Origin of the sequence: Polynucleobacter sp. MWH-Berg-3C6, assembly GCF_018881855.1 — a bacterium.
Classification (GTDB): Bacteria; Pseudomonadota; Gammaproteobacteria; order Burkholderiales; family Burkholderiaceae; genus Polynucleobacter.
Map to the genome: position 1 here is coordinate 129,451 of NZ_JACVPN010000003.1, position 24,472 is coordinate 153,922.

Below are 24,472 nucleotides of genomic sequence, written 5' to 3' on the forward strand. Positions count from 1 at the left end.
TTCAAGACTTATTTTTTCTTCTTAGCGGCAACCGTTTTGCGAGTCAATAATGGCGCTAAATAGTGGCCGGTAAAGCTGGCCTCATTTTTGGCAACATCTTCCGGCGTTCCAGTGGCAATAATTTGTCCGCCACCTGCTCCGCCCTTAGGGCCCAGGTCAATAATCCAGTCAGCAGTCTTGATCACATCTAGGTTGTGCTCGATGATGACAATTGTGTTGCCTTGTTTTTTTAGTGTTTGAATCACTGTCAGCAATAGTTGAATATCGTGGAAATGCAAACCTGTAGTCGGCTCATCCAAGATGTATAGAGTTCTGCCGGTATCCCGTTTAGAGAGCTCAAGAGAAAGCTTGACGCGTTGTGCTTCACCGCCGGATAGGGTGGTAGCACTTTGCCCAAGCTTTACATAGCCCAAACCAACATCTAATAGCGTTTTTAGTTTGCGCTTAACAACGGGAACGGCTTCGAAAAATTCATGGGCTTGCTCGATGGTCATCGACAGCACTTCATGAATATTTTTGCCCTTGTAACGAATGTCTAAAGTTTCACGGTTGTAACGTTTGCCATGACAAACATCGCAAGGTACATAAACATCCGGTAAGAAATGCATTTCTACTTTGAGTACGCCATCACCTTCACAGGAGTCGCAGCGACCACCCTTAACGTTGAAGGAGAACCGACCAGCTTCATAGCCCCGCTCTCGTGACGCTGGAACTCCCGCAAAGAGCTCTCTTATTGGCGTGAATAGCCCTGTATAGGTGGCTGGATTTGAGCGAGGTGTTCTGCCGATCGGTGATTGATCAACGCTAATGACTTTGTCGAAATGCTCCAGACCCTTCATTGAATCATGTGCTGCCGGCTCAGCATTCGAGCCATAGAGATGCTGGGCTACCGCATGATGCAAGGTGTCATTAATTAAGGTGGACTTACCTGAGCCTGATACACCAGTGACACAAGTTAAGAGTCCAACCGGAATCTTGGCATGTACTGATTGCAAGTTGTTACCACGTGCGCCAATGATTTCTAGGAATCGATCGTTTACTGGAATGCGTTTTTCTGGAACTGCAATCGCCTCACGGCCAGCAAGATAGGCGCCAGTTAATGACTTCGGATTTGCTTCTACTTGCGCAGGAGTTCCTTGGGCAACAATCTCACCGCCATGAACACCGGCACCAGGCCCGATATCAATTACCCAGTCAGAGGCGCGGATCATGTCCTCGTCATGCTCAACAACTAAGACGCTATTACCTAAATCGCGCAGATGTTTGAGTGTCCCAATCAAGCGATCGTTATCGCGCTGATGCAGGCCAATTGAGGGTTCATCCAATACATACATGACACCAGTTAAGCCTGAGCCGATCTGGCTTGCAAGGCGAATACGTTGCGCCTCACCACCAGAAAGCGTATCAGCGCTACGCTCTAGAGAAAGGTAGTCAAGCCCAACGTCGTTCAAGAAGCGTAGGCGTGCACTAATTTCTTTAACAATTTTGTCAGCGATTTCTCGTTTAGCACCTTTAAGTTCGAGCACTTCAAAATATTCTTTAGCTTCTTTCAGTGGTAAGGCGCTAATTTCATAAATGGCACGAGATTGCTTCTTCTCGCCCACTTTGACAAAGCGAGCCTCTTTACGTAAGCGGCTGCCATTACATTCAGGACATGTTTGTACATTTTGGTAGCGTGAGAGTTCTTCGCGCACAGTCATCGAATCAGTTTCACGATAGCGACGTTCAAAGTTTGCGACGATGCCTTCAAAAGCATGTTCACGAATACTATTTTTGCCGCGCTCATTGATGTACTCAAAAGGAATGGTTACATCACCGGAGCCTAATAAAACAAGATCTTGTTGTTTCTTCGAAAGCGATTCGAATGGCTTCTCAACATCAAAGCCGCCATGCTTGGCAAGGGTTTGCAGTAATTTGAAATAGAACTGATTGCGGCGATCCCAGCCTTTGATTGCGCCAGAAGCCAGTGATAAATCGGGGTGTGCAACGATGCGCTTAGGATCAAAGAAAGATTGATGACCAAGTCCATCGCAAGATGGGCAAGCGCCCATCGGGTTGTTAAATGAGAACAGGCGTGGTTCTAACTCTTGTAGGGAGTAAGAGCAAACTGGGCAAGCAAATTTGCTTGAGAAAATCATTTCTTTACCAGTGTCCATGTCGACAATCATGGCTTTGCCATCCGCGAGGCGCAGTGCTGTCTCAAATGACTCTGCAAGACGTTGCTGAATATCTGGACGTACCTTGATGCGATCTACTACTACTTCAATTGAATGCTTATCGTTTTTCTTGAGTGTTGGCAGTTGATCTACTTCAAAGATTTCTGCTTTTGCGGCATTCGCTGTGCCGCCACCGGAGCGGACTCGAAAGCGCACAAAGCCTTGTGCCTGAAGGTCCTGGAAGAGATCGACGAATTCACCTTTACGCTCGCTCACGACAGGAGCAAGAATCATTAACTTTGTATCTTCTGGCATTGACAGCACGGTATCGACCATTTGAGAAACGCTTTGCGCTTCTAGTGGAAGATCGTGGTCTGGGCAATGTGGTGTACCTGCGCGTGCAAATAAGAGACGCAAGTAATCATGAATTTCAGTAACAGTCCCTACCGTAGAGCGTGGGTTATGGCTCGTCGCTTTTTGCTCAATCGAGATTGCAGGCGATAAACCTTCAATCGTATCGACATCCGGTTTTTCCATCAGTTGTAAAAACTGGCGGGCATAAGCAGAGAGAGACTCTACATAGCGACGTTGCCCTTCTGCATATAGGGTGTCAAAAGCCAAGGAGCTTTTGCCTGACCCAGATAAGCCGGTAAGGACCACTAATTTCTCTCTAGGGATATCTAGATTGATGTTTTTGAGATTGTGGGTGCGGGCACCGCGGATCTTAATTTCGTTATTCATGATTTTTTAGCGTAACTTGTTAATATAGCTCTTTCCCATGAATCCTTCTGAACTTCGCTCTACTCTAGCCTTAGCAGGCATTTTTGGCCTTCGTATGCTGGGCCTATTTCTGCTTTTGCCGGTCTTCAGCATTCATGCGCGGGGCTTGCCTGGCGGTGAACAGGCCTTTTTAGTGGGTTTGACCCTCGGAATATTCAATATTGTGCAGGCCTGTTTTCATATCCCTTTGGGGCGTTTATCTGACCGAATAGGCCGCAAACCAGTGGTTTTATGGGGCCTTTCCTTATTTATTGCCGGCGCTTTGATCTCTGCTGCTAAGGATGATTTGTTATGGATTGCCATTGGGCGGGGCGTTATGGGGGCTGGAGCGATATCAGCCGCAGTTTCTGCATGGGTTGCCGATCTTACGCGTGAACAAGTGCGTACGCGGGCTATGGCTTTGGTAGGAGGCAGTATTGCGCTCTCATTCGCACTCTCTTTGGTGATTGCTGCACCAATTTACCGGGTGATTAGCCTCAGCGGAATGTTTGTTGTATTGGCGATTCTTGGGGTGATAGCAATGGTTGTGACGTATTACGTTTTGCCAAGCACTCATCCAGAAGCCCAAGTTCAGCAAGCTTCTTTGAAGGAGGTATTTTTTCGTCCCGAGTTGATGCGCTTGAATGTTGGTGTATTTGTATTGAATGCAACCCAGGTGGCGATGTTCTTGGTGGTGCCGCATTTACTAGTGCAAGCAGGACTGCCCTTATCTTCGCATTGGGAAATTTATCTCCCAGTAGTTTTACTATCCTTTTTCTTTATGGCTCCCCTTCTGATTTTTGGTGAAAAGAAACAGCAACTTCGCACCACCATGCTTGTTTCAATCGTATTGTTACTCATTGCTGAATTTTTGTTTACGCGAAGCGCCTCCGTTACTTCAATTGCAATTGCTTTGTTAGTTTATTTCGTGGGATTTAACTTACTGGAAGCTTTGCAACCATCTTTAGTATCTCGTTTTGCAAAAGAAGCCAAGGGAACAGCCTTAGGTGTTTACAACACCACACAATCGATCGGCCTATTTGCTGGTGCTGCTGTTGGAGGCTATTTGATGGATAGCCACGGTGATTTATCGGTCTTTATGACAGGTGCCGTGCTCTTAGTTTGCTGGCTTATAATTGCCTGGTCAATGCGCGAATTACCGGCAAAGACGCAGCCGTAGCTTCATTTAATTAGTTCAAGTAAGCAGTTTTTAGCAGTAATAACAGCAGTATTTTTCTTCGGGAGACAACATGGCTTCGGTAAATAAGGTCATCATCGTAGGTAACGTAGGACGTGATCCAGAAACGCGTTACATGCCAAGCGGCGACGCCGTTACAAACATTTCAGTAGCAACATCTGATCGCTACAAAGATAAGCAAACTGGCGAAATGAAAGAAACCACAGAATGGCATCGTGTTGCCTTCTTTGGCAAGCTTGCAGAAATCGCTGGTCAATACCTTAAAAAAGGTTCACAGGTTTATGTTGAAGGTCGTTTGCGTACTCGCAAATGGACTGACGCCAGTGGTCAAGAAAAGTATTCCACAGAGATCGTTGCAGAAACTATGCAAATGCTTGGTGGTAAGCCAGTAGGCGGAAGTGGTGATGGTGGCGAGAGCTATAGTCGCTCAAAGCCGGCTGAGCAGTCCGCTCCGGCAGTCTCAAATGCTGCATCATTAGGCGCAATGGACGACGATATTCCGTTCTAAGCAATACCGTAATAGCAAAAACCCCTTCTAGGATTTCCTACAAGGGGTTTTTATTTACCTAAATTGAATTCGTTTCTTTATTGTCGGGCATGCCGAATATTTTCCGGCCAAGGCGAATTATGATCAGTGCGGAATGGATTGATATCTAAACCACCTCTTCTTGTGTAGCGAGCATACACAGATAGCTTCTCTGGTTTGCATTGACGTTTGATATCAGTAAAGATGGTTTCAACGCAATGTTCATGAAACTCACCTAGCTGTCTAAAGCCAATTAGGTAGCGCAACAAACCTTCTTCTAGAATCGGCCTTCCTTGGTAACGAATTTGCACGCTTGCCCAGTCTGGCTGGCCGGTAACTGGACAGTTTGATTTGAGTAGGTGTGAAACTAAGCATTGCTCAATTGGGCCAAAGGATTCATTTACCCCCAATAAGCTTGGGTCAGCAGGCGAGTGAGGATCAATTTCAATATCAAGACGATCCATCAAGATGCCGCCCATTTCTTGCATCCCTTTTTTAGAGATTGCTTCAATTGGGTTGATGCGAGTGGTGATTTTGCTACCTGCAACTTCTGATAAATCTGTAATGAGCCGTTCCTTGACTTCGCTCTCATCCTCAAAGCGCGCGCTATTGAGGCTGTTGAGATAAAGCTTGAAGGATTTAGATTCAATCATGTTTGGAGAGTCCGCAGGAATTTGAAACTCTGCTAAGGCAATTTGCGGCTTACCTTTTTTATTGAGCCAACTAAGTTCAAACGCATTCCAAATATCAACACCAACAAATGGTAAAGCCTGATCTTCTTTGAGTCCCAACTTCTTGCGGTTCTCAATTCTGGGAATTGGAAATAGTAAGCTCGGATCATATTGATCTGGGTATTGCGATGATTGTCCGAGTGGGAGTGTGGCCATTGAGATTGCTTACTGTATTACTGGTTTTTAGGTTTATTGGATACGCCGGATACGACGTGGCCTGTTGGCGCGACCGAAGCTGCAGATTGGCAATGGCCAGTTTGATCATCGAAGAAAAAGTCAGGTTCGAATTCTCGTAAAAACTCGCTCTTCGATAAACCACCTAAAAACATTGCTTCATCTACATCAATGCCCCATGCCATCAGAGTTCGAATAGCACGCTCATGTGCTGGCGCAGAGCGTGCAGTGACTAACGCAGTACGAATGCGCATTCCGTTTTCACTAGTGGAGCGTTGTAGTCTGTGGAGTGCTTCCAGTAAAGGCTTGAAGGGCCCGGGCGGCAATGGAATATCAACTTTCTTGCTCTCATGATCGACAAAAGCCTCAAGCCCTTTTTTCTGAAAGACTTGTTCTGCTTCATCGGAGAATAGAACTGCATCTCCGTCAAATGCAATACGGATTTCATTTGGATGGGATTCTGCAGTTTTGCTGGATTCTGGATATACCCTTGCTGCTGGGAAGCCTGCATCAATAGTTGCTCTCACATCATCTTCGTTAGCAGACAAGAAAAGATTGGCATGAAGCGAGCGTAGGTAATGATAGGGAGGGCGACCTCTTGTAAATACACCACGCTCTAGATGTAAGCCGTGGTGCTCAGCAGAGCGGAACACACGCAAACCGCTGACGGGATCATTGCGAGAAAGGATAACTACTTCTACGCGTTGCTCACCCTCTTCATTAAAGGCTAAAAGTTTCTTCACCAGGGGGAATGCCACACCTTTTTGAGCTGCCTCACCCAGACGCTCAAGCTGTAATTTCATATAAGCACTGTCATCGGATGATTCAAAGATGCGATTCTCTTCCTCGAAATCAAACAGGGCGCGCGATGAGATTGCGACAACAAGTTTTCCGGTGAGTGTGTAGGACATCGTATGGACTAGATCTTACGAATTTATTTCTATTTCAGGAAAAGGCGATAAGCGGGATTGTTACTCTCATCCCAGTGGGGGTAACCCAATTTCGCCAAAAAGGTTTGGAATTTTTTCTGCTCATTCTTAGGGACCTGAATGCCAACTAGGATGCGACCATAGTCAGCACCGTGGTTGCGGTAGTGGAATAAGCTGATGTTCCAGTTAGGCGCCATGCTGGTGAGGAATTTCATTAGGGCACCTGGGCGCTCTGGAAACTCAAAGCGATAAAGTAACTCGTCTTTAGCAAGCGCAGAATGACCCCCAACCATGTGGCGTAAGTGTGACTTTGCTAATTCATCGTGCGTGAGATCAATCGTTGCAAACTTCGCCTTACGGAAATGTTTCGCAATTGCTTCGCTATCACCCGCTTTTTGTGTGCTGATGCCAACGAAGATATGCGCTTCACTCTGGTCGCCAATACGGTAGTTAAATTCAGTGACATTGCGCTTGCCGAGCAATTCGCAGAATCGTTTGAAGGAGCCGCGCTCCTCAGGGATGCTGACTGCAAATACTGCTTCACGGAACTCGCCAACGTCTGCACGTTCTGCCACAAAGCGCAGACGGCTAAAGTTCATATTGGCACCGCAAGCTACCGCTACTAAAGTTTTCTTTTTAATGCGCTTCATTTCAACATACTTCTTCATGCCTGCAATAGCTAAGGCCCCAGCAGGTTCAAGGATGCTCCGGGTATCAGTAAAGACATCATTAATGGCCGCACAAATTTCATCGGTATCGACAGTGACGATTTCATCAACCACTTTTTTGCAAATACGAAATGTTTCTTTGCCAACCAACTTCACTGCAGTGCCGTCTGAAAAAAGACCAACATCTTTCATCTCAATGCGTTTGCCTGCTTTGAGAGATTGATTCATAGCATCGGAGTCAGAAGCTTGAACGCCGATGACTTTGGTCTTTGGACTTACTGCTTTCACATACTCACCAATACCGGCAATCAAGCCGCCGCCGCCAATAGCAACAAATACGGCATCGATTGGTTCTTGGTGCTGTGCAAAAATTTCTTGAGCAATTGTTCCTTGTCCAGCGATCACATCTGGATCGTCAAAGGGGTGAACAAAAGTCAGACCCCGCTTTTTACCTAAGAGCTCTGAATGTTTGAATGCATCGCTGTAAGACTCGCCATGCAAGATGATTTCTACCCAGGAACCACCTCTGGCTTTCACCGCATCAATTTTGACGCTCGGGGTAGTTACCGGCATCACGATGACGGCTTTGCATTTCATTTTGGCTGCAGAGAGGGCGACGCCCTGTGCATGATTGCCTGCGGAGGCTGCAATAACCCCACGCTTTAAGGCTTCTGGAGGTAAATGGGCCATTTTGTTATAGGCACCACGCAGTTTGAATGAGAAAACCGGCTGGTTATCCTCTCTTTTAAGTAGGACTTGGTTGCCCAAACGTTTGGTGAGTTCGGGAGCGAGCTGGAGCTCGGTTTCTCTGGCTACGTCATAGACGCGAGCCGATAAAATTTTCTTTAAATAGTTCGTTGCCATCCGATGAGCGTACCACGGATGGCCCCTAAGCCCTTAAATTTGCAAGGGTTTATGCCTTTGGGGAGCAGCTTTCACCTTTTCCTGCCACTATCAGGTTCGCTCAATTAAAATGCTTATTTATCAAATATGTTGCTATGAACGCCCCATTAGCTTTGAACCAGTTGCTGGACGCTGAGGCGGGTTCTCCCCGTCTGCGTGAAATTCCTTACAACTACACCTCCTTTTCCGATCGTGAGATTGTTATTCGCCTGCTCGGTGAGGAGTCTTGGCGTGTTCTCAATGACCTGCGTGGTGTTCGTCGTACCGGGCGCTCTGCGCGCATGTTGTTTGAAATCTTGGGTGATATTTGGGTAGTTCAGCGCAACCCCTTTTTACAAGACGATTTATTAGATAGTCCTCAGCGTCGCAAACAACTGATTGATGCCCTATGGCATCGCTTGGGTGAAGTTAAAAAACGTAATAGTGGCGACTCAGTAGAACAAGTAGAAATTTTGTTAAATGCTGCTTATCGCGCTATTGAAAGTTTTCAAAACGGCTTTAAAGAAGTTGAGCAAATTCGTAAACGTGCAGTTAAAGAATTAGGCCGTCACACAGCTTCTGACAATATTTGTTTTGATGGTGTCTCACGTGCTGCACACGTAACAGATGCGACTGATTGGCGTGTTGAGTTTCCGCTAGTAGTGCTGAAGCCTGATTACGAATCAGAAATTCCTGGATTGGTTAAAGCCTGTGTCGAATTAGGCCTCACGATTATTCCTCGTGGAGGCGGCACTGGTTATACCGGCGGGGCAATTCCGCTATATGCCATGTCTGCAGTGATTAATACTGAGAAGTTGCAAGATATCGGCGGTGTGAAGACTAAGCATCTGCCTGGCCTTGACCATGAAGTAGCAACGATTTTTACTGGCGCGGGCGTCGTAACCCGTCGCGTATCTGATGCTGCAGAGCATGCTGGACTGGTGTTTGCGGTTGATCCTACATCTGCAGATGCAAGTTGTATCGGCGGCAATATCGCGATGAACGCTGGTGGTAAAAAAGCAGTTCTTTGGGGCACTGCTCTTGATAACCTTGCTAGCTGGCGCATGGTGGATCCACAAGGCAATTGGTTAGATGTTGAGCGTCTTGAGCACAACCTTGGCAAGATTCATGATGTTGCAACAGTACGCTTTCAGTTAACGTGGTCTGATGGCAATAGTGAGCCAGGCCAGCGCATTCTGAAAACAGAATTACTGGAGATTGAAGGCAAACGTTTCCGCAAAGAAGGCTTAGGTAAAGACGTTACAGATAAGTTTTTATCTGGATTGCCTGGCGTACAAAAAGAAGGTTGCGATGGACTCATCACCAGCGCAACTTGGATCTTGCATCGCATGCCAAAGTACATGCGTACTGTTTGTCTCGAGTTCTTTGGACAGGCACGTGAGGCTATCCCAAGCATTGTCGAAATCAAGGCCTATCTTGATGGTCTGAGCAAACAAGGCGGTCCAATTTTGGCGGGCCTTGAGCATTTGGATGATCGTTATTTGCGCGCAGTTGGCTACTCTACAAAATCGAAGCGCAATAGCCTGCCAAAGATGGTGTTGATAGGTGATATTGCTGGTGACAATGAAGAGGCGGTTGCAGCCGCAACTAGCGAAGTAGTACGTATGGCAAATCTGCGGGTTGGTGAAGGCTTTGTTGCGGTAAGCGCAGAAGCACGCAAAAAGTTCTGGCTCGATCGCGCACGGACGGCTGCTATTGCCCGCCATACCAATGCATTTAAGATCAATGAGGACGTTGTCATTCCCTTGCCACGCATGGGTGAGTACACTGATGGCATTGATCGCATCAATATCGAGCTGTCTCTCAAAAATAAATTACAAGTATTAGATGGTCTCGAGTCTTTCTTGAAAAAGAGCGCTCTGCCTTTGGGTAAAGGTGACGAGGATTACGATATTCCAACCGCAGAAATTTTGGGCGATCGTGTTCTGCAAGCCCTTGAGTTGATTGAAAGAGTCCGTACTCGCTGGGCTGATTGGCTCATGCAAATGGATACCCATTTCCCGCAACTGCAAAACTATAGCTTGCGTGCTTCATGGAAAGAGGAGGTGCGCTCTGAGCTACGCATCATTTTTGGCGGCCTAGCATTTGAGCCTATTCTTGCTGAGCTTGAGGCAATTCATAAAAATATTCTGCGCAAGCGCGTATTTGTTGCTTTGCATATGCATGCTGGTGACGGTAATGTGCACACCAACATCCCGGTGAACTCTGATGACTACGAAATGTTGCAGGATGCACATCGTGCAGTAGATCGCATCATGAAGTTGGCCCGTTCTTTAGATGGCGTGATTTCTGGTGAGCATGGCATTGGCATTACTAAGCTTGAATATTTAACCGAAGCTGAACTCAAAGATTTCCGTAGCTACAAGAACCGCGTTGATCCTGAAGGTCGCTTTAACAAAGGCAAACTGATGCCACATGCTGACCTGAGTATGGCTTATACGCCTAGCTTTGGTTTGATGGGGCATGAGTCCATCATCATGCAGCAAAGCGATATCGGAGCGATTGCCGATAGCGTAAAAGATTGCTTGCGTTGCGGTAAGTGCAAGCCAGTGTGTTCAACACATGTGCCACGTGCAAACCTTTTATACAGTCCGCGTGACAAAATTTTAGCCACTTCGTTATTGATTGAAGCTTTTCTGTATGAAGAGCAAACCCGTCGTGGTGTATCGATTCGTCACTGGGAAATGTTTGATGACGTTGCAGCACATTGCACTGTTTGCCATAAGTGCTTGGCGCCATGCCCGGTAAAAATTGATTTCGGCGATGTGACTATGAATATGCGTAATTTATTACGCAAGATGGGTCAGCAACGTTTTAATCCAGGTACTGCAGCATCGATGTTCTTCTTAAATGCTACAAGCCCAGAATCGATCCATTTGGCTCGTAAGACGATGATTGGTTGGGGTTATAAATTACAGCGTTTTGGAAACGATGTTCTGCGTAAGTTTGCAAAACAACAAACAGCGCATCCTCCTGCAACAGTAGGCAAGCCGAGCGTTAAAGAGCAGGTTATTTTCTTTGTAAATAAGAAGATGCCTGGTAATTTGCCCAAGAAGACTGCGCGCGCATTATTAGATGTTGAGGATCCAAACTACGTACCTATTATTCGTGATCCAAAAACAACTTCTGCAGATACTGAAGCAGTGTTTTACTTCCCTGGTTGTGGATCTGAGCGCTTATTCTCCCAAGTCGGTTTAGCAACTCAAGCAATGCTTTGGAATGTGGGCGTGCAAACAGTATTGCCGCCGGGTTATTTATGCTGCGGTTATCCACAGCGTGGTAATGGCGACTTTGACAAAGCTGAGAAGATGATTACGGATAACCGCGTCTTGTTTCACCGCGTTGCCAATACTCTGAACTACTTAGATATCAAGACGGTCGTTGTTTCTTGCGGCACTTGCTATGACCAATTGGCTGGTTACCAGTTTGATCAGATTTTCCCGGGCTGTCGCATTATTGATATTCATGAATTCTTGGCAGAAAAAGGCGTCAAGCTATCTGGAGTAACAGGCGTGAAGTATATGTATCACGATCCCTGCCATTCTCCAATGAAGCTGCAAGATCCTTTGAAGACTGTGAACGAACTGATTCAATTAGAAGACGGCAAAGCGATTGCAAAGAACGATCGTTGTTGCGGCGAGTCTGGAACCTTGGCGGTTACCCGACCAGATATTTCTACGCAAGTTCGCTTCCGTAAGCAAATTGAAATGGAAAAAGCTGCAAATGATTTACGCAAAGATGACTTTACTGGCGAGGTCAAAGTGTTAACTAGTTGCCCATCTTGCTTGCAAGGCTTAAGTCGCTTTGATGCTGATAGCGATACCACCGCAGATTACATTGTGGTTGAAATGGCGCAAAAATTACTTGGTGATAACTGGATGCAAGACTACGTTACCAAAGCAAATCAGGGTGGTATTGAAAGGGTCCTCGTTTAATGATTCCTATTAATATCGTGGTGCATCAACAATCTAAGGTGCTAGAGCTCTCTTATGAGAACGGCAATACCTATCGCTTGCCCTTTGAACTTTTAAGAGTGCTCTCACCATCAGCAGAGGTGCAAGGTCATGGTCCTGGCCAAGAAACTTTGCAAACCGGTAAGCGTGATGTTTTGATTGCCAGCCTTGAGCCTGTTGGTCATTACGCACTAAAGCCCAGTTTTTCTGATGGCCATGATTCTGGACTGTATTCTTGGGATTACTTGCAATATTTATGTGAAAACCAAGAAGAGTTGTGGAAAGAACATTTAAATAAGTTAGCGGCTGCTGGCCTTGATCGGGATGCACCTATGATCCAAGCCGGCCATTCTTGTGGAAGTCACTAAATGAGTAAAACTCACTTTGGCTATCAAAGCGTTGATGAGGCTGAAAAAGCTGGTAAGGTTGCCGACGTATTTCATTCGGTAGCAAGCAAATATGATGTGATGAATGACCTCATGTCATTTGGCTTGCATCGCGTATGGAAAAAAATCACCATCGCTCGAGCAAATGTTCGCCCTGGACAAAAGATTCTAGATATCGCTGGAGGTACTGGCGACCTTGCAGCAGCATTTGCAAAAGCAGCAAATTGGGGTAGCAACCCAGATGCCCAAGTTTGGTTGAGTGACATTAATGCATCCATGTTGGGTGTTGGACGTGATCGTTTGTTAGATCGCGGCATGGCTTTGCCTTGTGTTCAATTTGATGCCGAAAAAATTCCATTCCCAAATAACCATTTTGATGTTGTCACTGTGGCATTTGGTTTGCGCAATATGACCCATAAGGATGTTGCTCTTGGCGAAATGCGTCGCGTGATAAAGCCGGGCGGTCGAGTATTGGTGCTCGAATTTTCAAAGCCTGATGCCTTTTTGCAGCCCGTATATGACACTTATTCCTTCAAGGTTTTGCCTTGGTTGGGCGAGAAGATTGCCCAAGATTCAGAAAGCTATCGTTATTTGGCGGAATCCATCCGGATGCACCCTGATGCAGAAACCCTTAAAGAAATGATGTTGGGCGTTGGTTTTGATGAAGTGGAAACCCATAGGATGACTGGGGGTATCGTTGCCTTACATATTGGTATTAAATACTGATAGTTGTATAGTTTTTAAGTTCTTAAAAACTAAAGCATTTGAGCAGTTATAAGAAGGGGTCAAAATAAATGAATAAGCATTTTTTCAAAGCAACTTTACTAAGTCTTACTTTGGTATTTGCATCCGTAGGTCATGTTGATGCTGCCCGTTTAGGTGGCGGTAAGAGCGTGGGCAAAGCACCAAGTGCACCAATGCAAAAACAAGCTGCTCCAGTACAAAAGCCTGCGCAGCAAGCACAGCCTGCTGCGCCAGCTCCAGCCCCTCAAGCACCTGCACCTAGCCGCTTTGGTGGCATGGGTGGTCTTCTAGGTGGTTTAGCAGCCGGCTTAGGTATCGGCTATCTCTTGTCGCATTTTGGTCTTGGAGAGGCTGCATCTTCTATGGTTACTGGACTCCTCATTGCCGTGTTGGCAGGTTTTGCGATTATGTTTGTGATTCGCAGAATGTTGCCAGCAATGTCTGGCGCTGGGAACAACGCTAAGGTGCCAACTGGCATGCAGCGAACCAGTACTCAGCAAACTCCTAGACAAGAGCCAGCCTTTACCCCTGCAGCAAATGCATTTGGTGGTGTGAGCGCTGAGCCAGAGCCATTTCAATCGACGCTGCCGCCAGGTTTTGATGAGCGTTCCTTTTTGGACAATGCAAAGCAATACTTTTCTACTTTGCAAAAAGCTTGGGATGAGGGTGATCTTGCCTCCTTGCGTGAATTTACGACCCCTGAAATGTTTGCCACTATTCAGCAGGATCTAGCAGGGCGGACTGACGCTACAAATCAAACTGACGTTGTTACTATTCATGCGCAATTAATTGGCATTGAGACCGCAGATGCGCATTATTTCTGTAGCGTTCAGTTCAGCGGCATGATTCGTGAGCAGCCAGGCGCCCCGGCAAGTGACTTCTCCGAAATCTGGAATCTAAGTAAGCCGGTTGAGGGTCCTGGAGGCTGGGTACTAGCGGGTATCTCGCAGTTAGTTTAAGCTTTAGGTACTTTCCATTGGAAAACCCGCACTTGTGCGGGTTTTTTACACTTATGAACACGCATTTATCTTCTACTCATACGATTGCTGCCGGCGCTGCTTGTCGAGGGATTAATCACGTATTGGGGACAGAGCCATGGGCATCAGCAGAATTGGCTAGGCACGCTGGTAAAACCATCCTGCTTGGGTTGCCGCTGGGCGATCTTTGTTTTGAGATTACGCCCTCTGGTTTTTTGAATGTCCTAAAAGAGATTGAGACCCCTTCTTTAAGTTTAGAAGTTTCAAGCAAGGCCCTAGGGGATTTAGTGGCGAGTTCAGGTAGTTTGCGTGAACAGGCCTTCAAGGCCGTAAAAATTACTGGTGACGCAGATTTGGCTCAGTTAATAGGTCGTCTAGCAGGTCAGTTACGCTGGGAATATGAAGAAGATTTAGCTCGCCTAGTTGGTGATGCACCAGCAAACTTTGCCGTACGACAAGGTAAGAAGTTTGTCTCCGCATCTCGTTCTGCTGCCTCTGATTTACTGGACAATGTCGTTGAGTATGTTAGCGAAGAAAGAAAAGTACTTTTGAATAAGCGAGATTTTATAGCGCATAAATCTTCATTGAATGATTTACGTGAATCAGTGGATCGCATAGAAAAGCGCATTCAATTCTTAGAGCAAAAGGCTAGGTAAATCGTGCGTCGAATGGCTCGTCTCTTCTTTATTTTCTTTACCGCTTGGCGCTATGGCTTGCTTCCCCTCTTGCGCGACATTCTGAAGCCTGGAATTGGTAAGGGCGCTCTCACAGTAATCTGCTGGACTTCGCCTAGTGGTAATTTGCCAAGAGGTGAGCGTATTCGTTTGACGCTAGAAGCTCTGGGACCAATCTTCGTTAAATTTGGACAAGTGCTTTCTACACGTCGAGATTTATTGCCGGAAGATATTGCTAATGAGTTGGCCAAGTTACAAGATCAGGTTCCTCCATTCTCTAATGAAGAGTCGCGTCGCTTAATTGAGAAAGCCCTTGGCCAGCCGATCGAAGAAGTCTTTATTAGCTTTGATGCTACGCCAGTAGCGAGCGCCTCCGTAGCCCAAGTGCACTTCGGAACTTTACGCGCTACGGCAAAACATCCTGAGTGGGAACGTAAGACTGTAGCAATCAAAGTTTTGCGTCCCGGCATTTTGCCGGTGATTGAGGGTGACCTTGCCTTGATGTATGACTTGGCAAAGATTATTGAAAAGAGCTCTGAGGATGGCCGTCGATTAAAGCCGCGCGAGAATGTTGCCGAGTTCGATACTTATCTGCATGATGAATTAGATCTGATGCGTGAAGCTGCAAATGCAAGTCAGCTGCGCAGACAATTTAAAGATTCTGATCAGTTAATGATCCCTGAAATGTATTGGGATCTGTGCCACACCAATGTCATTGTGATGGAGAGAATGTATGGCATCTCCATTGGTAGAGCTGCAGAGTTACGTGCAGCTGGAGTGGATTTTAAAAAATTAGCCGCTGATGGCGTTGAGATATTTTTCACGCAAGTATTTGAGTATGGATTTTTCCATGCGGATATGCATCCTGGAAATATCATGATTAGCTTAGAGCCAGAAACATTTGGGCGCTTTATCTCATTAGACTTTGGCATTGTTGGCGCGCTGAGCGAATCCGATAAAAATTACTTGGCACTCAATTTCTTGGCATTCTTTAATCGGGATTACCGTCGGGTAGCTGAACTACATATTGAATCTGGCTGGGTGCCAGCCAACACTCGAGTGGAAGAATTAGAGGGAGCAGTACGTTCAGTTTGTGAGCCGTACTTTGATCGTCCTCTTAAAGAAATTTCTTTAGGCATTGTGTTGATGCGTTTATTCCAAACATCGCGCCGCTTCAAAGTAGAAATTCAGCCGCAGTTAACGCTCTTGCAAAAAACACTGTTGAACGTTGAGGGGCTGGCCCGCGAATTAGATCCCGATCTAGATCTTTGGAAAACTGCCAAGCCTATTTTGGAAAAATGGATCAGTAAGCAGTTGGGCTGGCGTGGCCTGATCGATGGCTTGAAGGAGGAGGCGCCTTCCTGGGCCAAGATTTTGCCAACTTTGCCTCGCTTGATTGCAGACGCCCTTGTTCAAGGCCATAACCAGACAAAAGACCAAAATGGTGAGCTGGAGGTCCTTAAGGCGCTTTTGACTGAGGAAAGGCGTACTCACCGTCTTTTAGTGGGCGCTTTGCTCTTTGCCGGGGGTTTTTTGGCCGGAATTTTGATCATCGGCCTAGGCATTTATTAGTCTTTAGCTGCTTGGTCTCTAAACCGCTAAAATAGCGGGCTAGGCAGAACACATGAAAAAATACTTTATCGCAGGCATCCTTGTTTGGGCACCACTGTCGATCACCGTTTGGGTGATTGCGTGGGGCTTGGGTTTGCTCGACGGTGTTTTTGGATCAGTCATGCATGCCATCATGGTGGTTCTTCCACGTGACGCGGCACTAGACGTACAGCATTTCCGTGACCTACCAGGCGTAGGAATATTGATTGTGATTGCAGTCATTATGCTCACGGGCTTCCTTGCAATTAGTTTTGCTGGCCAATGGTGGTTAAAGATTTGGGATAAGTTTGTAAATCGAATTCCCATTGTGCGCTCGATCTACTCGAGCGTTCAACAAGTTTCATCAACTTTATTTTCTGGAAGTGGTCAGGCCTTTAGTAAGGCGTTATTGATTCGCTATCCACACGCTGATTCCTGGGTAATCGCTTTTCAAACCGGTATTCCTGCAAGAGAAGTCACAGCGAAGTTAGGCGAGGATTATGTCAACGTATTCTTGCCAACCACCCCAAATCCAACCTCCGGTTTTTTTATGATTGTGCCCCGCGCACAAACGATTGAGCTAGAGATGACCGTAGAGGAAGCATTGAAGCATATTGTTTCTATGGGCTCTGTCCCACCAAATAGTTCTAGTGGTTCGACTACAACACAGTCACCACGCCATTTTTGATTTATAGGAAATTGTTATGTCGATGCGAAGCCATACCTGTGGACAGGTAACCGATTCACTGATTGGTAAAGAAGTCACTCTTGCTGGATGGGTTAATCGCCGTCGCGATCACGGAGGTGTGATTTTTATTGACTTGCGTGACCGTGAGGGCTTTGTCCAGGTAGTGTGTGATCCAGATCGTCCTGAGATGTTTGCTTTAGCTGAGCAAGTGCGCAGTGAGTTCTGTATTCAGATTAAAGGCCTGGTGCGCGCACGTCCTGCCGGCACAGAGAACAATGATTTGGTAAGCGGAAAGGTAGAAATTCTTTGTCACGAACTTGTGATTTTGAATGCTTCGGTGACTCCCCCATTTCAGATTGATGACGAGAACTTATCCGAGACAACCCGCCTCACTCATCGTGTCTTGGATTTACGCCGTCCACAAATGCAAAAGAATTTGCGTTTGCGCTACAACGTTGCGATGGAGTGTCGCCGATATTTAGATGATGCTGGTTTTATTGATATCGAAACGCCAATGTTGACCAAGAGTACTCCAGAAGGGGCGCGTGATTATTTAGTACCTTCACGTGTACATGATGGTCAATTCTTTGCATTGCCACAGTCACCACAGTTATTTAAGCAGTTGTTGATGGTGGCTGGCTTTGACCGTTACTATCAAATTACCAAATGTTTCCGTGACGAAGACTTACGTGCTGATCGCCAGCCTGAATTTACGCAGATTGACTGTGAAACAGCATTCTTAAGTGAATTAGAAATTCGTGAGCTCTTTGAAAACATGATCCGTCATATTTTCAAGAAGACCATGAATGTTGAGTTGCCTAATCCATTCCCAACCATGCCTTACTCAGAAGGTATGGCGCGTTTTGGATCTGACAAACCAGATCTACGAGTGAACTTTGAATTCACCGAGTTGACTGATTTGATGAAAGATGTCGATTTCAAGGTCTTCTCTGGCGCAGCTAATCAAGAGGGCGGCCGTGTAGTGGGTTTATGCGTGCCGGGTGGTGCAGAGATTAGCCGGAGTGAAATTGATGACTACACCCAGTTTGTGAGTATCTATGGCGCTAAAGGTTTGGCCTGGATTAAGGTGAACTCAGTTGCAGAAGGGCGCAATGGTTTGCAATCCCCAATCGTGAAGAATCTACATGATGCAGCGATCGATGGCATTCTCAAGCGTACTGGTGCAAAAGATGGCGACATCATTTTCTTTGGTGCTGATAAAGAAAAAGTAGTGAATGATGCGATTGGCAATTTACGTCTACGTATTGGTCAATCGGCCTGGGGTAAAGAGCACGGCCTCTTTACTGAAGGTTGGAAGCCATTGTGGGTTGTGGATTTCCCAATGTTTGATTACGACGAAGGTGAAGCGCGTTGGGTTGCTTGTCACCATCCGTTTACTAGCCCTAAAGATGAGCACATGAAGTATCTGGAATCTGATCCTGGCAAGTGCTTGGCAAAAGCTTATGACATGGTCCTCAATGGCAGTGAAATTGGTGGTGGCTCAGTACGTATTCATCAAGAGACAGTGCAGAGCCAAGTGTTCCGTGCCTTGAAGATTGGTGCCGAAGAGGCTCAAGCTAAATTTGGCTTCTTGTTAGATGCCCTTCAATATGGCGCTCCTCCACACGGCGGTATTGCTTTCGGTCTCGATCGCATCGTAACGATGATGACTGGCGCTGAATCCATTCGTGATGTGATTGCCTTCCCTAAAACACAGCGTGCGCAGTGCTTATTGACTCAAGCTCCTAGCCCAGTAGACGAGCGCCAGTTACGTGAGTTGCATATCCGTTTGCGCCAAGCTGCTCCCGCCGCTTAAAACAAGTTAAGCAGCACCTATCTTGAAAATCCCTATTTCGGTTTTAGTAGTCATCTACAAATCGAATGGGGATGTTTTACTGATAGAGCGTGTAGATCGTCCGGGGTTTTGGCAATCTGTTACTGGCAGCCTAGATGCCTTAGATGAGGATCTCGCTTTAGCAGCCACTCGCGAAGTTTTTGAAGAAACGGGTATTGCAGTAGATCAGCTTACTGCTGGCTCTTTGCGTAATTTGCACCATCAAATTGAGTACGAAATTTATCCTGATTGGCGTTTTCGTTATGCTCCTGGCGTTACCCGCAATATCGAGCATTGGTTTGCTCTTGAAGTCCCAGAAAATATTCAAATCCAGCTCTCCCCTAGAGAGCATGTGGCGTATCAGTGGCTGCCTTTCGAAGAGGCTGCTAAGAAGTGCTTCTCTCCCAGCAATGGTGAAGCTATTCTGAAATTCTTTTCAGAGAAGAAGGAATAAGATAGAGCGATGAGACCATCATCGGGACACCACCACGGTAGTGCAGATTCCAAACCTTCACAGGGAAGCGATTGGAAGGTTATTCGCGATTTAATTCCCTATCTACTGGAATATAAATTTAGAGTTGCAATTGCTCTAGCTTGCTTGGTTGCTGCTAAGGTTACCAATCTCGGCATCCCCATTTTGCTCAAGCGTTTAATTGACGATTTAAATCTCAAGGCAGATTCTCCACAAGTCTTGCTCGTAGTTCCAGTGGCGCTCATTCTGGCTTATGGGCTTCTCCGAATGGCTGCTTCCTTGTTTGCTGAATTACGCGAGTTTCTCTTTGCGCGAGTGACTCAAAATGCCGTCCGTAAAGTGGCTCTCCAAGTCTTTCAACATTTACATGCTTTAGCGCTGAGCTTTCATCTAGCTCGCCAAACTGGAGGTGTTAGTCGGGATATTGAGCGTGGCACTCGTGGTATTCAGTCGCTAATTTCTTATTCGCTCTATAGCATCCTACCAACGCTGGTTGAATTCATTTTGGTATTGGGCTATTTGGCTTACTCATATGATATTTGGTTCGCAGCAATTACCTTATGCGCCTTGGTTTTCTATATTGTATTTACTGTAGTGGTTACAGAGTGGCGCACCCATTTTCGCAAGACCATGAATGATATGGATTCAAAGGCGAATCAGAAAGCCATTGATTCTTTATTAAATTTTGAGACCGTGAAGTATTTTGGTAATGAGGCCTTTGAGGCTAGTCGTTACGACAAAAATTTGGTGCGCTATCAAGCCGCCGCCATCAAGTCACAAAAATCTTTAGCAGTTCTCAATTTTGGCCAGCAAACAATTATTGCTATTGGTTTGGTCTTAATTTTGTGGCGTGCTACGCTCGGGGTAGTAGATGGCACCATGACCCTTGGCGATCTTGTATTGGTGAATACTTTAATGATCCAGTTGTATATTCCACTCAATTTCCTGGGTGTGATTTATCGCGAGATCAAACAGTCTCTAACAGATATGGAGCGGATGTTCTCTTTGCTCAATACCGATAAAGAAATTGCTGATTCACCTAATGCACATCCTTTACATATTGGTAACCACAGTCATGGCCCGGATGTTCGTTTTGAAAATGTCTCTTTCCACTATGACGCTAAGCGAGAAATTCTTCGTGATGTGAGTTTTTCTATTCCAGCGGGAACGATTACTGCTGTGGTGGGACAAAGCGGCGCAGGCAAGAGTACTTTAGCCAGATTGTTATTCCGTTTTTATGATGTGCAGTCTGGCAAGATCCTGATTGACGATCAAAACATTCAAGATGTGACGCAAGCTAGTCTTCGCAAAGCGATTGGCATCGTGCCACAAGACACAGTCTTATTTAATGACACTATTGGCTACAACATTGCTTATGGCAATCCTTCCGCCTCAATTGAAGAAGTGCAAGAAGCTGCCAGAGCGGCACAAATCGATGGTTTTATTAAGCGTCTGCCAGACGGCTACGATACCCAGGTAGGCGAGAGGGGCTTGAAGCTTTCTGGTGGTGAGAAGCAGCGTGTGGCCATCGCACGCACTTTGTTGAAAAAACCAGCGATGCTGATTTTTGATGAAGCAACCTCTGCCTTAGATTCCAAGACAGAAAGGGCTTTTCAGGAAGAATTACTCGGCCTGGCTAAAAATCGCACCACTCTGATCATTGCGCATAGACTTTCTACCATTATTCATGCCAATCAAATTCTGGTAATGGAGCATGGTCAAATCGTCGAGCGGGGCACCCATTTGGAGTTGCTAGCAGCCCAGGGAAAATATGCTGAGATGTGGCAAATGCAAGAACGTGCCGCTCTTGATTAGAATAGCTGGATGACCCAACAGAACACTCAGCAAACCTCTACAGAAGACATTTTAAAAAATGCCTTTGCAGCTGCTGTTGCTGTTGCGGATCCTCAAGTCATCGTCCCACAATATTTAGCGAAGATATTTCCTGCTGGCCAACAGCCCAAAGGTAGATGCTTGGTGGTAGGTGCTGGCAAGGCTAGCGCTTCGATGGCTAGCGCATTTGAGGCTTATGCAAAGAAACATTGGCCTCAAGTAAACATTGAGGGTGTGGTGCTAACCCGTTATGGCCATGCATCACCTACCAGTCATATTCAAATTATTGAAGCCGGTCATCCGGTACCCGATCAGGCAGGTATGGATGGTGCTAAAGCAATCTACGCATTAACCCAGCAATTAGAGCCAGGCGATGTACTCATTGCCCTGGTTTCTGGTGGCGGCTCAAGTTTGCTGACCTTGCCGCAAGAGGGCATCACGATAGACGACATGCGCATGACCACAGAAACGCTATTGCGAAGCGGCGCCCCCATTGAAGAGATGAATATTGTTCGCAAACATTTATCTGCAATCTTGGGTGGAAATTTAGCAAGGGTTGCCATTGCCCGTGGTGCACGCGTAGAGGCATTACTCATATCGGATGTGACCGGTGATTCACCGGCAGATATTGCCAGTGGGCCATGTGCAGCCGACTATTCCACCTACCAAGATGCCTTGGCTATCTTTGAAAAATATAGCTTAGGCAAAAATGAGATTCCTGCATCCGTACTCAATCATCTGCAGCAAGGGCTTGCAGGAGAAAAACCAGAGACCTTAAAAGATGCTGATTTGGTAAATGCCCAAGTGGCCAATCATGTCATTGCTACTGCATATAAAAGCTTAGAAGCTGCAGCAGATTATGTTCGTAGTCAGGGTTATGAGGCTATTGTTTTAGGGGATACGATTACTGGTGAAGCACAAACAGTTGGTATGACTCAGGCACAGTTGACTAGAGAGCATTTATCTCAGCTGACCGCCAAACCACTGGCACTGATTTCTGGTGGAGAATGTACAGTCACCATCCCTGCTGGCGTTAAAGGTCGAGGTGGTCGTTGTAGTGAATATCTACTCTCACTTTTTGCTGCCTCAAAAGATTTGCCTAAGTTGGCTGGATTAGCTGCAGATACCGATGGTATTGATGGCAGTGAAAAAAATGCGGGCGCATGGTTTACGGCCGATATTCGTAGAGCTAGTTTGGATAAGGGAATGACTCCGGAGTCATTCTTGGCTGGCCATGATTGCTATGGCTTCTTTGCAGAATTAGATGCTTTAGTGGAAACTGGGCCTACACTTACCAATGTGAATGATTTCCGGATCATTTTGCTCGATAAATAATCATGCCTAACAGCCCAACCCAAATTGAACTGATTCAGCCAGACGATTGGCATTTGCATATTCGCGATGGCGAAGTAATGAAGGATGTCTTGGCTGATACTGCCCGTCAGTTTGCGCGTGCGATCATCATGCCGAATTTGAAGCCGCCGGTTACTACGGCAGATTTAGCAAATGCTTACCGCACCCGGATTGAAGCAAGCCTGAAGTCTCTGGGTGTTTCTGGCTTTACACCATTAATGACGCTGTATCTCACGGACAATACTTCTGCCGATGAAGTACGTAAGGCTAAAGAACAGGGCATTACTGGAATCAAGTTATATCCTGCAGGAGCCACCACCAATAGTGACTCAGGTGTAAGTGATATCAAGCATTGCTACAAAGCTTTGGCAGCAATGCAAGCTGTCGGAATGCCGCTATTAGTTCATGGTGAAGTGACTCATGCTGATATCGATATCTTTGATCGTGAAGCGGTGTTCATTGATACTGTTCTTGAGCCTTTGCGTAAAGTTTTTCCTGAACTGAAAATTGTGTTTGAACACATTACGACCAAACAAGCAGCGCACTATGTTCGCGATGCTTCGACTGGTGGGAAAAATACTATTGCTGCTACGCTGACTCCACAGCATTTACTCATGAATCGCAATGCAATTTTTGCGGGCGGGATTCGTCCACACAACTATTGCTTGCCTGTACTCAAGCGTGAAGAACATCGCGTGGCTTTATTGGAAGCTGCTACTAGCGGCAACCCCCGCTTCTTCTTAGGTACTGATAGTGCGCCGCATGCCAAAGGTGCTAAAGAGGCAGCCTGTGGTTGCGCTGGTTGCTATAGCGCGTTTAACGCTCTTGGTTTGTATGCAGAGGCATTCGAGAGCGTCGGCAAGCTTGATCAGTTAGAGGGGTTTGCCAGTTTCTTTGGCCCAGATTTTTATCATTTGCCGCGAAATAGTAAAAAAATTACCCTGTCTAAGCAGGCGCAAAAAATCCCTGCTGAGTTACCGCTGGGTGATGACACGATTGTTCCACTTCGTGCTGGTGAAACAATCGCCTGGTCTCTCATTTAAATACGTCTCTACTGTTTTACAAGCCAATTTGCTCTGACTGCGTTAGACTGCAGGCGCAGAGTCAATTGGGCAATCGCCGCCTCTTTATTGAGGGGGAGGAAAGTCCGGACTCCATAGGGAAGGGTGATGGCTAACGGCCATCCACGGCGACGTGAGGAATAGGGCCACAGAGACGAGCGTATTTAGTTACGGTGAAACGCGGTAACCTCCACCCGGAGCAATCCCAAGTAAGCAGGCGATGAGGCGTCCCGCTGAGTCTGCGGGTAGGGAGCTTGAGCCGTCAGGTAACTGCCGGCCTAGAGGAATGATTGCCCCTAGATGCAAATCTAGGCGACAGAATCCGGCTTATCGATTGACTCTGCACTTATTCTGAAACAATGTCGATGCTGTAGGTGATTTCAGCTGTCTTTGCCAGCATGGTGGTTGCCGAGCAGTACTTTTCATGGGAAAGCTTGACGGCACGCTCTACTTTCGAGCGCTCTAAGTCTTTGCCTTTGACTGTGAAGTGCATATTGATCTTGGTAAAGACTTTAGGTTCTACTTCCGCTCTTTCGGCAACCAGAGTTACGTCGCAGGCGCTTACTGCTTGTTTGGCGCGTTGTAGGATTAAAACCACATCAAAGGCAGAGCAACCCCCAGTTCCAGCCAAAATCAACTCCATAGGCCTTGCAGCACTATTTTGGCCGCCTGCATCTGGTGGCCCATCCATTTTGAGCAGGTGCCCGCTACCTGTTTCTGCTGAAAAAGCCATTCCACCGTTACCTAACCAAGATACTCGACATTCCATATTAGTGATCCCTAACTTACTAAATTAATCAATATTATCAATAGTTTACCAATATTGATGTACTTTGGTTAGAAGGCGGTTTTGGTCAAAAAAC

19 protein-coding genes and 1 other RNA gene are annotated in these 24,472 nt (G+C 46.3%); 15 read left to right on the top strand and 5 right to left on the bottom strand.

Features of this window, described 5'->3' with window-relative positions:
- Window positions 1–8: 8 nt before the first annotated feature.
- A complete protein-coding gene (gene uvrA, locus ICN13_RS07095; protein ID WP_216139697.1) occupies window positions 9–2,897 on the bottom strand; it encodes an excinuclease ABC subunit UvrA in 2,889 nt (962 codons plus the stop codon).
- A gap of 37 nt (window positions 2,898–2,934) precedes the next feature.
- On the opposite strand from uvrA, the gene ICN13_RS07100 reads away from it, so the two are divergent.
- Both ICN13_RS07100 and ssb read left to right on the top strand, forming a co-directional pair.
- Window positions 2,935–4,095 (top strand): MFS transporter, encoded by a 1,161-nt coding sequence (locus ICN13_RS07100; protein ID WP_216139698.1) that lies wholly within the window; start codon window positions 2,935–2,937, stop codon window positions 4,093–4,095.
- Window positions 4,096–4,165: 70 nt separating this feature from the next.
- Window positions 4,166–4,621 (top strand): single-stranded DNA-binding protein, encoded by a 456-nt coding sequence (gene ssb, locus ICN13_RS07105; RefSeq protein ID WP_216139699.1) that lies wholly within the window; start codon window positions 4,166–4,168, stop codon window positions 4,619–4,621.
- A 77-nt stretch (window positions 4,622–4,698) separates the two neighbouring features.
- Here ssb and queF read toward each other — a convergent pair whose 3' ends face one another.
- Genes queF through ilvA form a run of 3 tightly spaced genes read right to left on the bottom strand, consistent with a single transcriptional unit; the run spans window position 4,699 to window position 8,005 of the window.
- Window positions 4,699–5,526 carry an NADPH-dependent 7-cyano-7-deazaguanine reductase QueF gene (gene queF, locus ICN13_RS07110; protein WP_216139700.1) on the bottom strand — a complete coding sequence of 276 codons (828 nt, stop codon included), beginning with the start codon at window positions 5,524–5,526 and terminating at the stop codon, window positions 4,699–4,701.
- A 17-nt stretch (window positions 5,527–5,543) separates the two neighbouring features.
- On the bottom strand, window positions 5,544–6,455 hold the full coding sequence (locus ICN13_RS07115) for a 5'-nucleotidase (protein ID WP_216139701.1): 912 nt from the start codon (window positions 6,453–6,455) through the stop codon (window positions 5,544–5,546).
- Window positions 6,456–6,484: 29 nt separating this feature from the next.
- Complete coding sequence (ilvA, locus tag ICN13_RS07120; RefSeq protein ID WP_216139702.1) at window positions 6,485–8,005, bottom strand: threonine ammonia-lyase, biosynthetic; 1,521 nt, start codon at window positions 8,003–8,005, stop codon at window positions 6,485–6,487.
- A gap of 134 nt (window positions 8,006–8,139) precedes the next feature.
- On the opposite strand from ilvA, the gene ICN13_RS07125 reads away from it, so the two are divergent.
- The 13 genes from ICN13_RS07125 (at window position 8,140) to rnpB (ending at window position 23,955) form a co-directional block, all read left to right on the top strand.
- Complete coding sequence (locus ICN13_RS07125; protein WP_216139703.1) at window positions 8,140–11,979, top strand: FAD/FMN-binding oxidoreductase; 3,840 nt, start codon at window positions 8,140–8,142, stop codon at window positions 11,977–11,979.
- A complete protein-coding gene (locus ICN13_RS07130; RefSeq protein WP_216139704.1) occupies window positions 11,979–12,365 on the top strand; it encodes a gamma-butyrobetaine hydroxylase-like domain-containing protein in 387 nt (128 codons plus the stop codon). Before ICN13_RS07125 ends, ICN13_RS07130 begins: the two co-directional genes overlap by 1 nt.
- Window positions 12,366–13,109: a bifunctional demethylmenaquinone methyltransferase/2-methoxy-6-polyprenyl-1,4-benzoquinol methylase UbiE gene (ubiE, locus tag ICN13_RS07135; protein ID WP_216139705.1), complete on the top strand. Its 744-nt coding sequence runs from the start codon at window positions 12,366–12,368 to the stop codon at window positions 13,107–13,109.
- A 68-nt stretch (window positions 13,110–13,177) separates the two neighbouring features.
- Entirely contained in the window at window positions 13,178–14,086 is a 909-nt protein-coding gene (locus ICN13_RS07140) for a Tim44 domain-containing protein (protein ID WP_216139706.1), read from the top strand.
- A 53-nt stretch (window positions 14,087–14,139) separates the two neighbouring features.
- Window positions 14,140–14,760: an SCP2 domain-containing protein gene (locus tag ICN13_RS07145; protein WP_216139707.1), complete on the top strand. Its 621-nt coding sequence runs from the start codon at window positions 14,140–14,142 to the stop codon at window positions 14,758–14,760.
- A gap of 3 nt (window positions 14,761–14,763) precedes the next feature.
- Window positions 14,764–16,350, top strand: coding sequence for a ubiquinone biosynthesis regulatory protein kinase UbiB (ubiB, locus tag ICN13_RS07150; protein WP_216139708.1), 1,587 nt, complete (start codon window positions 14,764–14,766; stop codon window positions 16,348–16,350).
- Window positions 16,351–16,402: 52 nt separating this feature from the next.
- Window positions 16,403–17,056 carry a DUF502 domain-containing protein gene (locus tag ICN13_RS07155; RefSeq protein ID WP_216139709.1) on the top strand — a complete coding sequence of 218 codons (654 nt, stop codon included), beginning with the start codon at window positions 16,403–16,405 and terminating at the stop codon, window positions 17,054–17,056.
- A 16-nt stretch (window positions 17,057–17,072) separates the two neighbouring features.
- A complete protein-coding gene (aspS, locus tag ICN13_RS07160) occupies window positions 17,073–18,872 on the top strand; it encodes an aspartate--tRNA ligase (RefSeq protein ID WP_216139710.1) in 1,800 nt (599 codons plus the stop codon).
- A gap of 22 nt (window positions 18,873–18,894) precedes the next feature.
- Entirely contained in the window at window positions 18,895–19,344 is a 450-nt protein-coding gene (nudB, locus tag ICN13_RS07165; RefSeq protein WP_216139711.1) for a dihydroneopterin triphosphate diphosphatase, read from the top strand.
- 9 nt (window positions 19,345–19,353) lie between these two features.
- Complete coding sequence (locus ICN13_RS07170; protein ID WP_216139712.1) at window positions 19,354–21,177, top strand: ABC transporter ATP-binding protein/permease; 1,824 nt, start codon at window positions 19,354–19,356, stop codon at window positions 21,175–21,177.
- A 9-nt stretch (window positions 21,178–21,186) separates the two neighbouring features.
- Window positions 21,187–22,530, top strand: coding sequence for a glycerate kinase (locus ICN13_RS07175; protein ID WP_216139713.1), 1,344 nt, complete (start codon window positions 21,187–21,189; stop codon window positions 22,528–22,530).
- Between the two features lie 2 nt (window positions 22,531–22,532).
- Window positions 22,533–23,591: a dihydroorotase gene (gene pyrC, locus ICN13_RS07180; protein ID WP_216139714.1), complete on the top strand. Its 1,059-nt coding sequence runs from the start codon at window positions 22,533–22,535 to the stop codon at window positions 23,589–23,591.
- 57 nt (window positions 23,592–23,648) lie between these two features.
- An RNA gene (gene rnpB / locus ICN13_RS07185) (RNase P RNA component class A) lies at window positions 23,649–23,955 on the top strand.
- On the opposite strand, the gene ICN13_RS07190 is transcribed toward rnpB, so the two are convergent.
- Window positions 23,956–24,378: an OsmC family protein gene (locus tag ICN13_RS07190; protein ID WP_216139715.1), complete on the bottom strand. Its 423-nt coding sequence runs from the start codon at window positions 24,376–24,378 to the stop codon at window positions 23,956–23,958. It abuts the RNA gene before it with no gap.
- Between the last annotated feature and the right edge of the window lie 94 nt (window positions 24,379–24,472).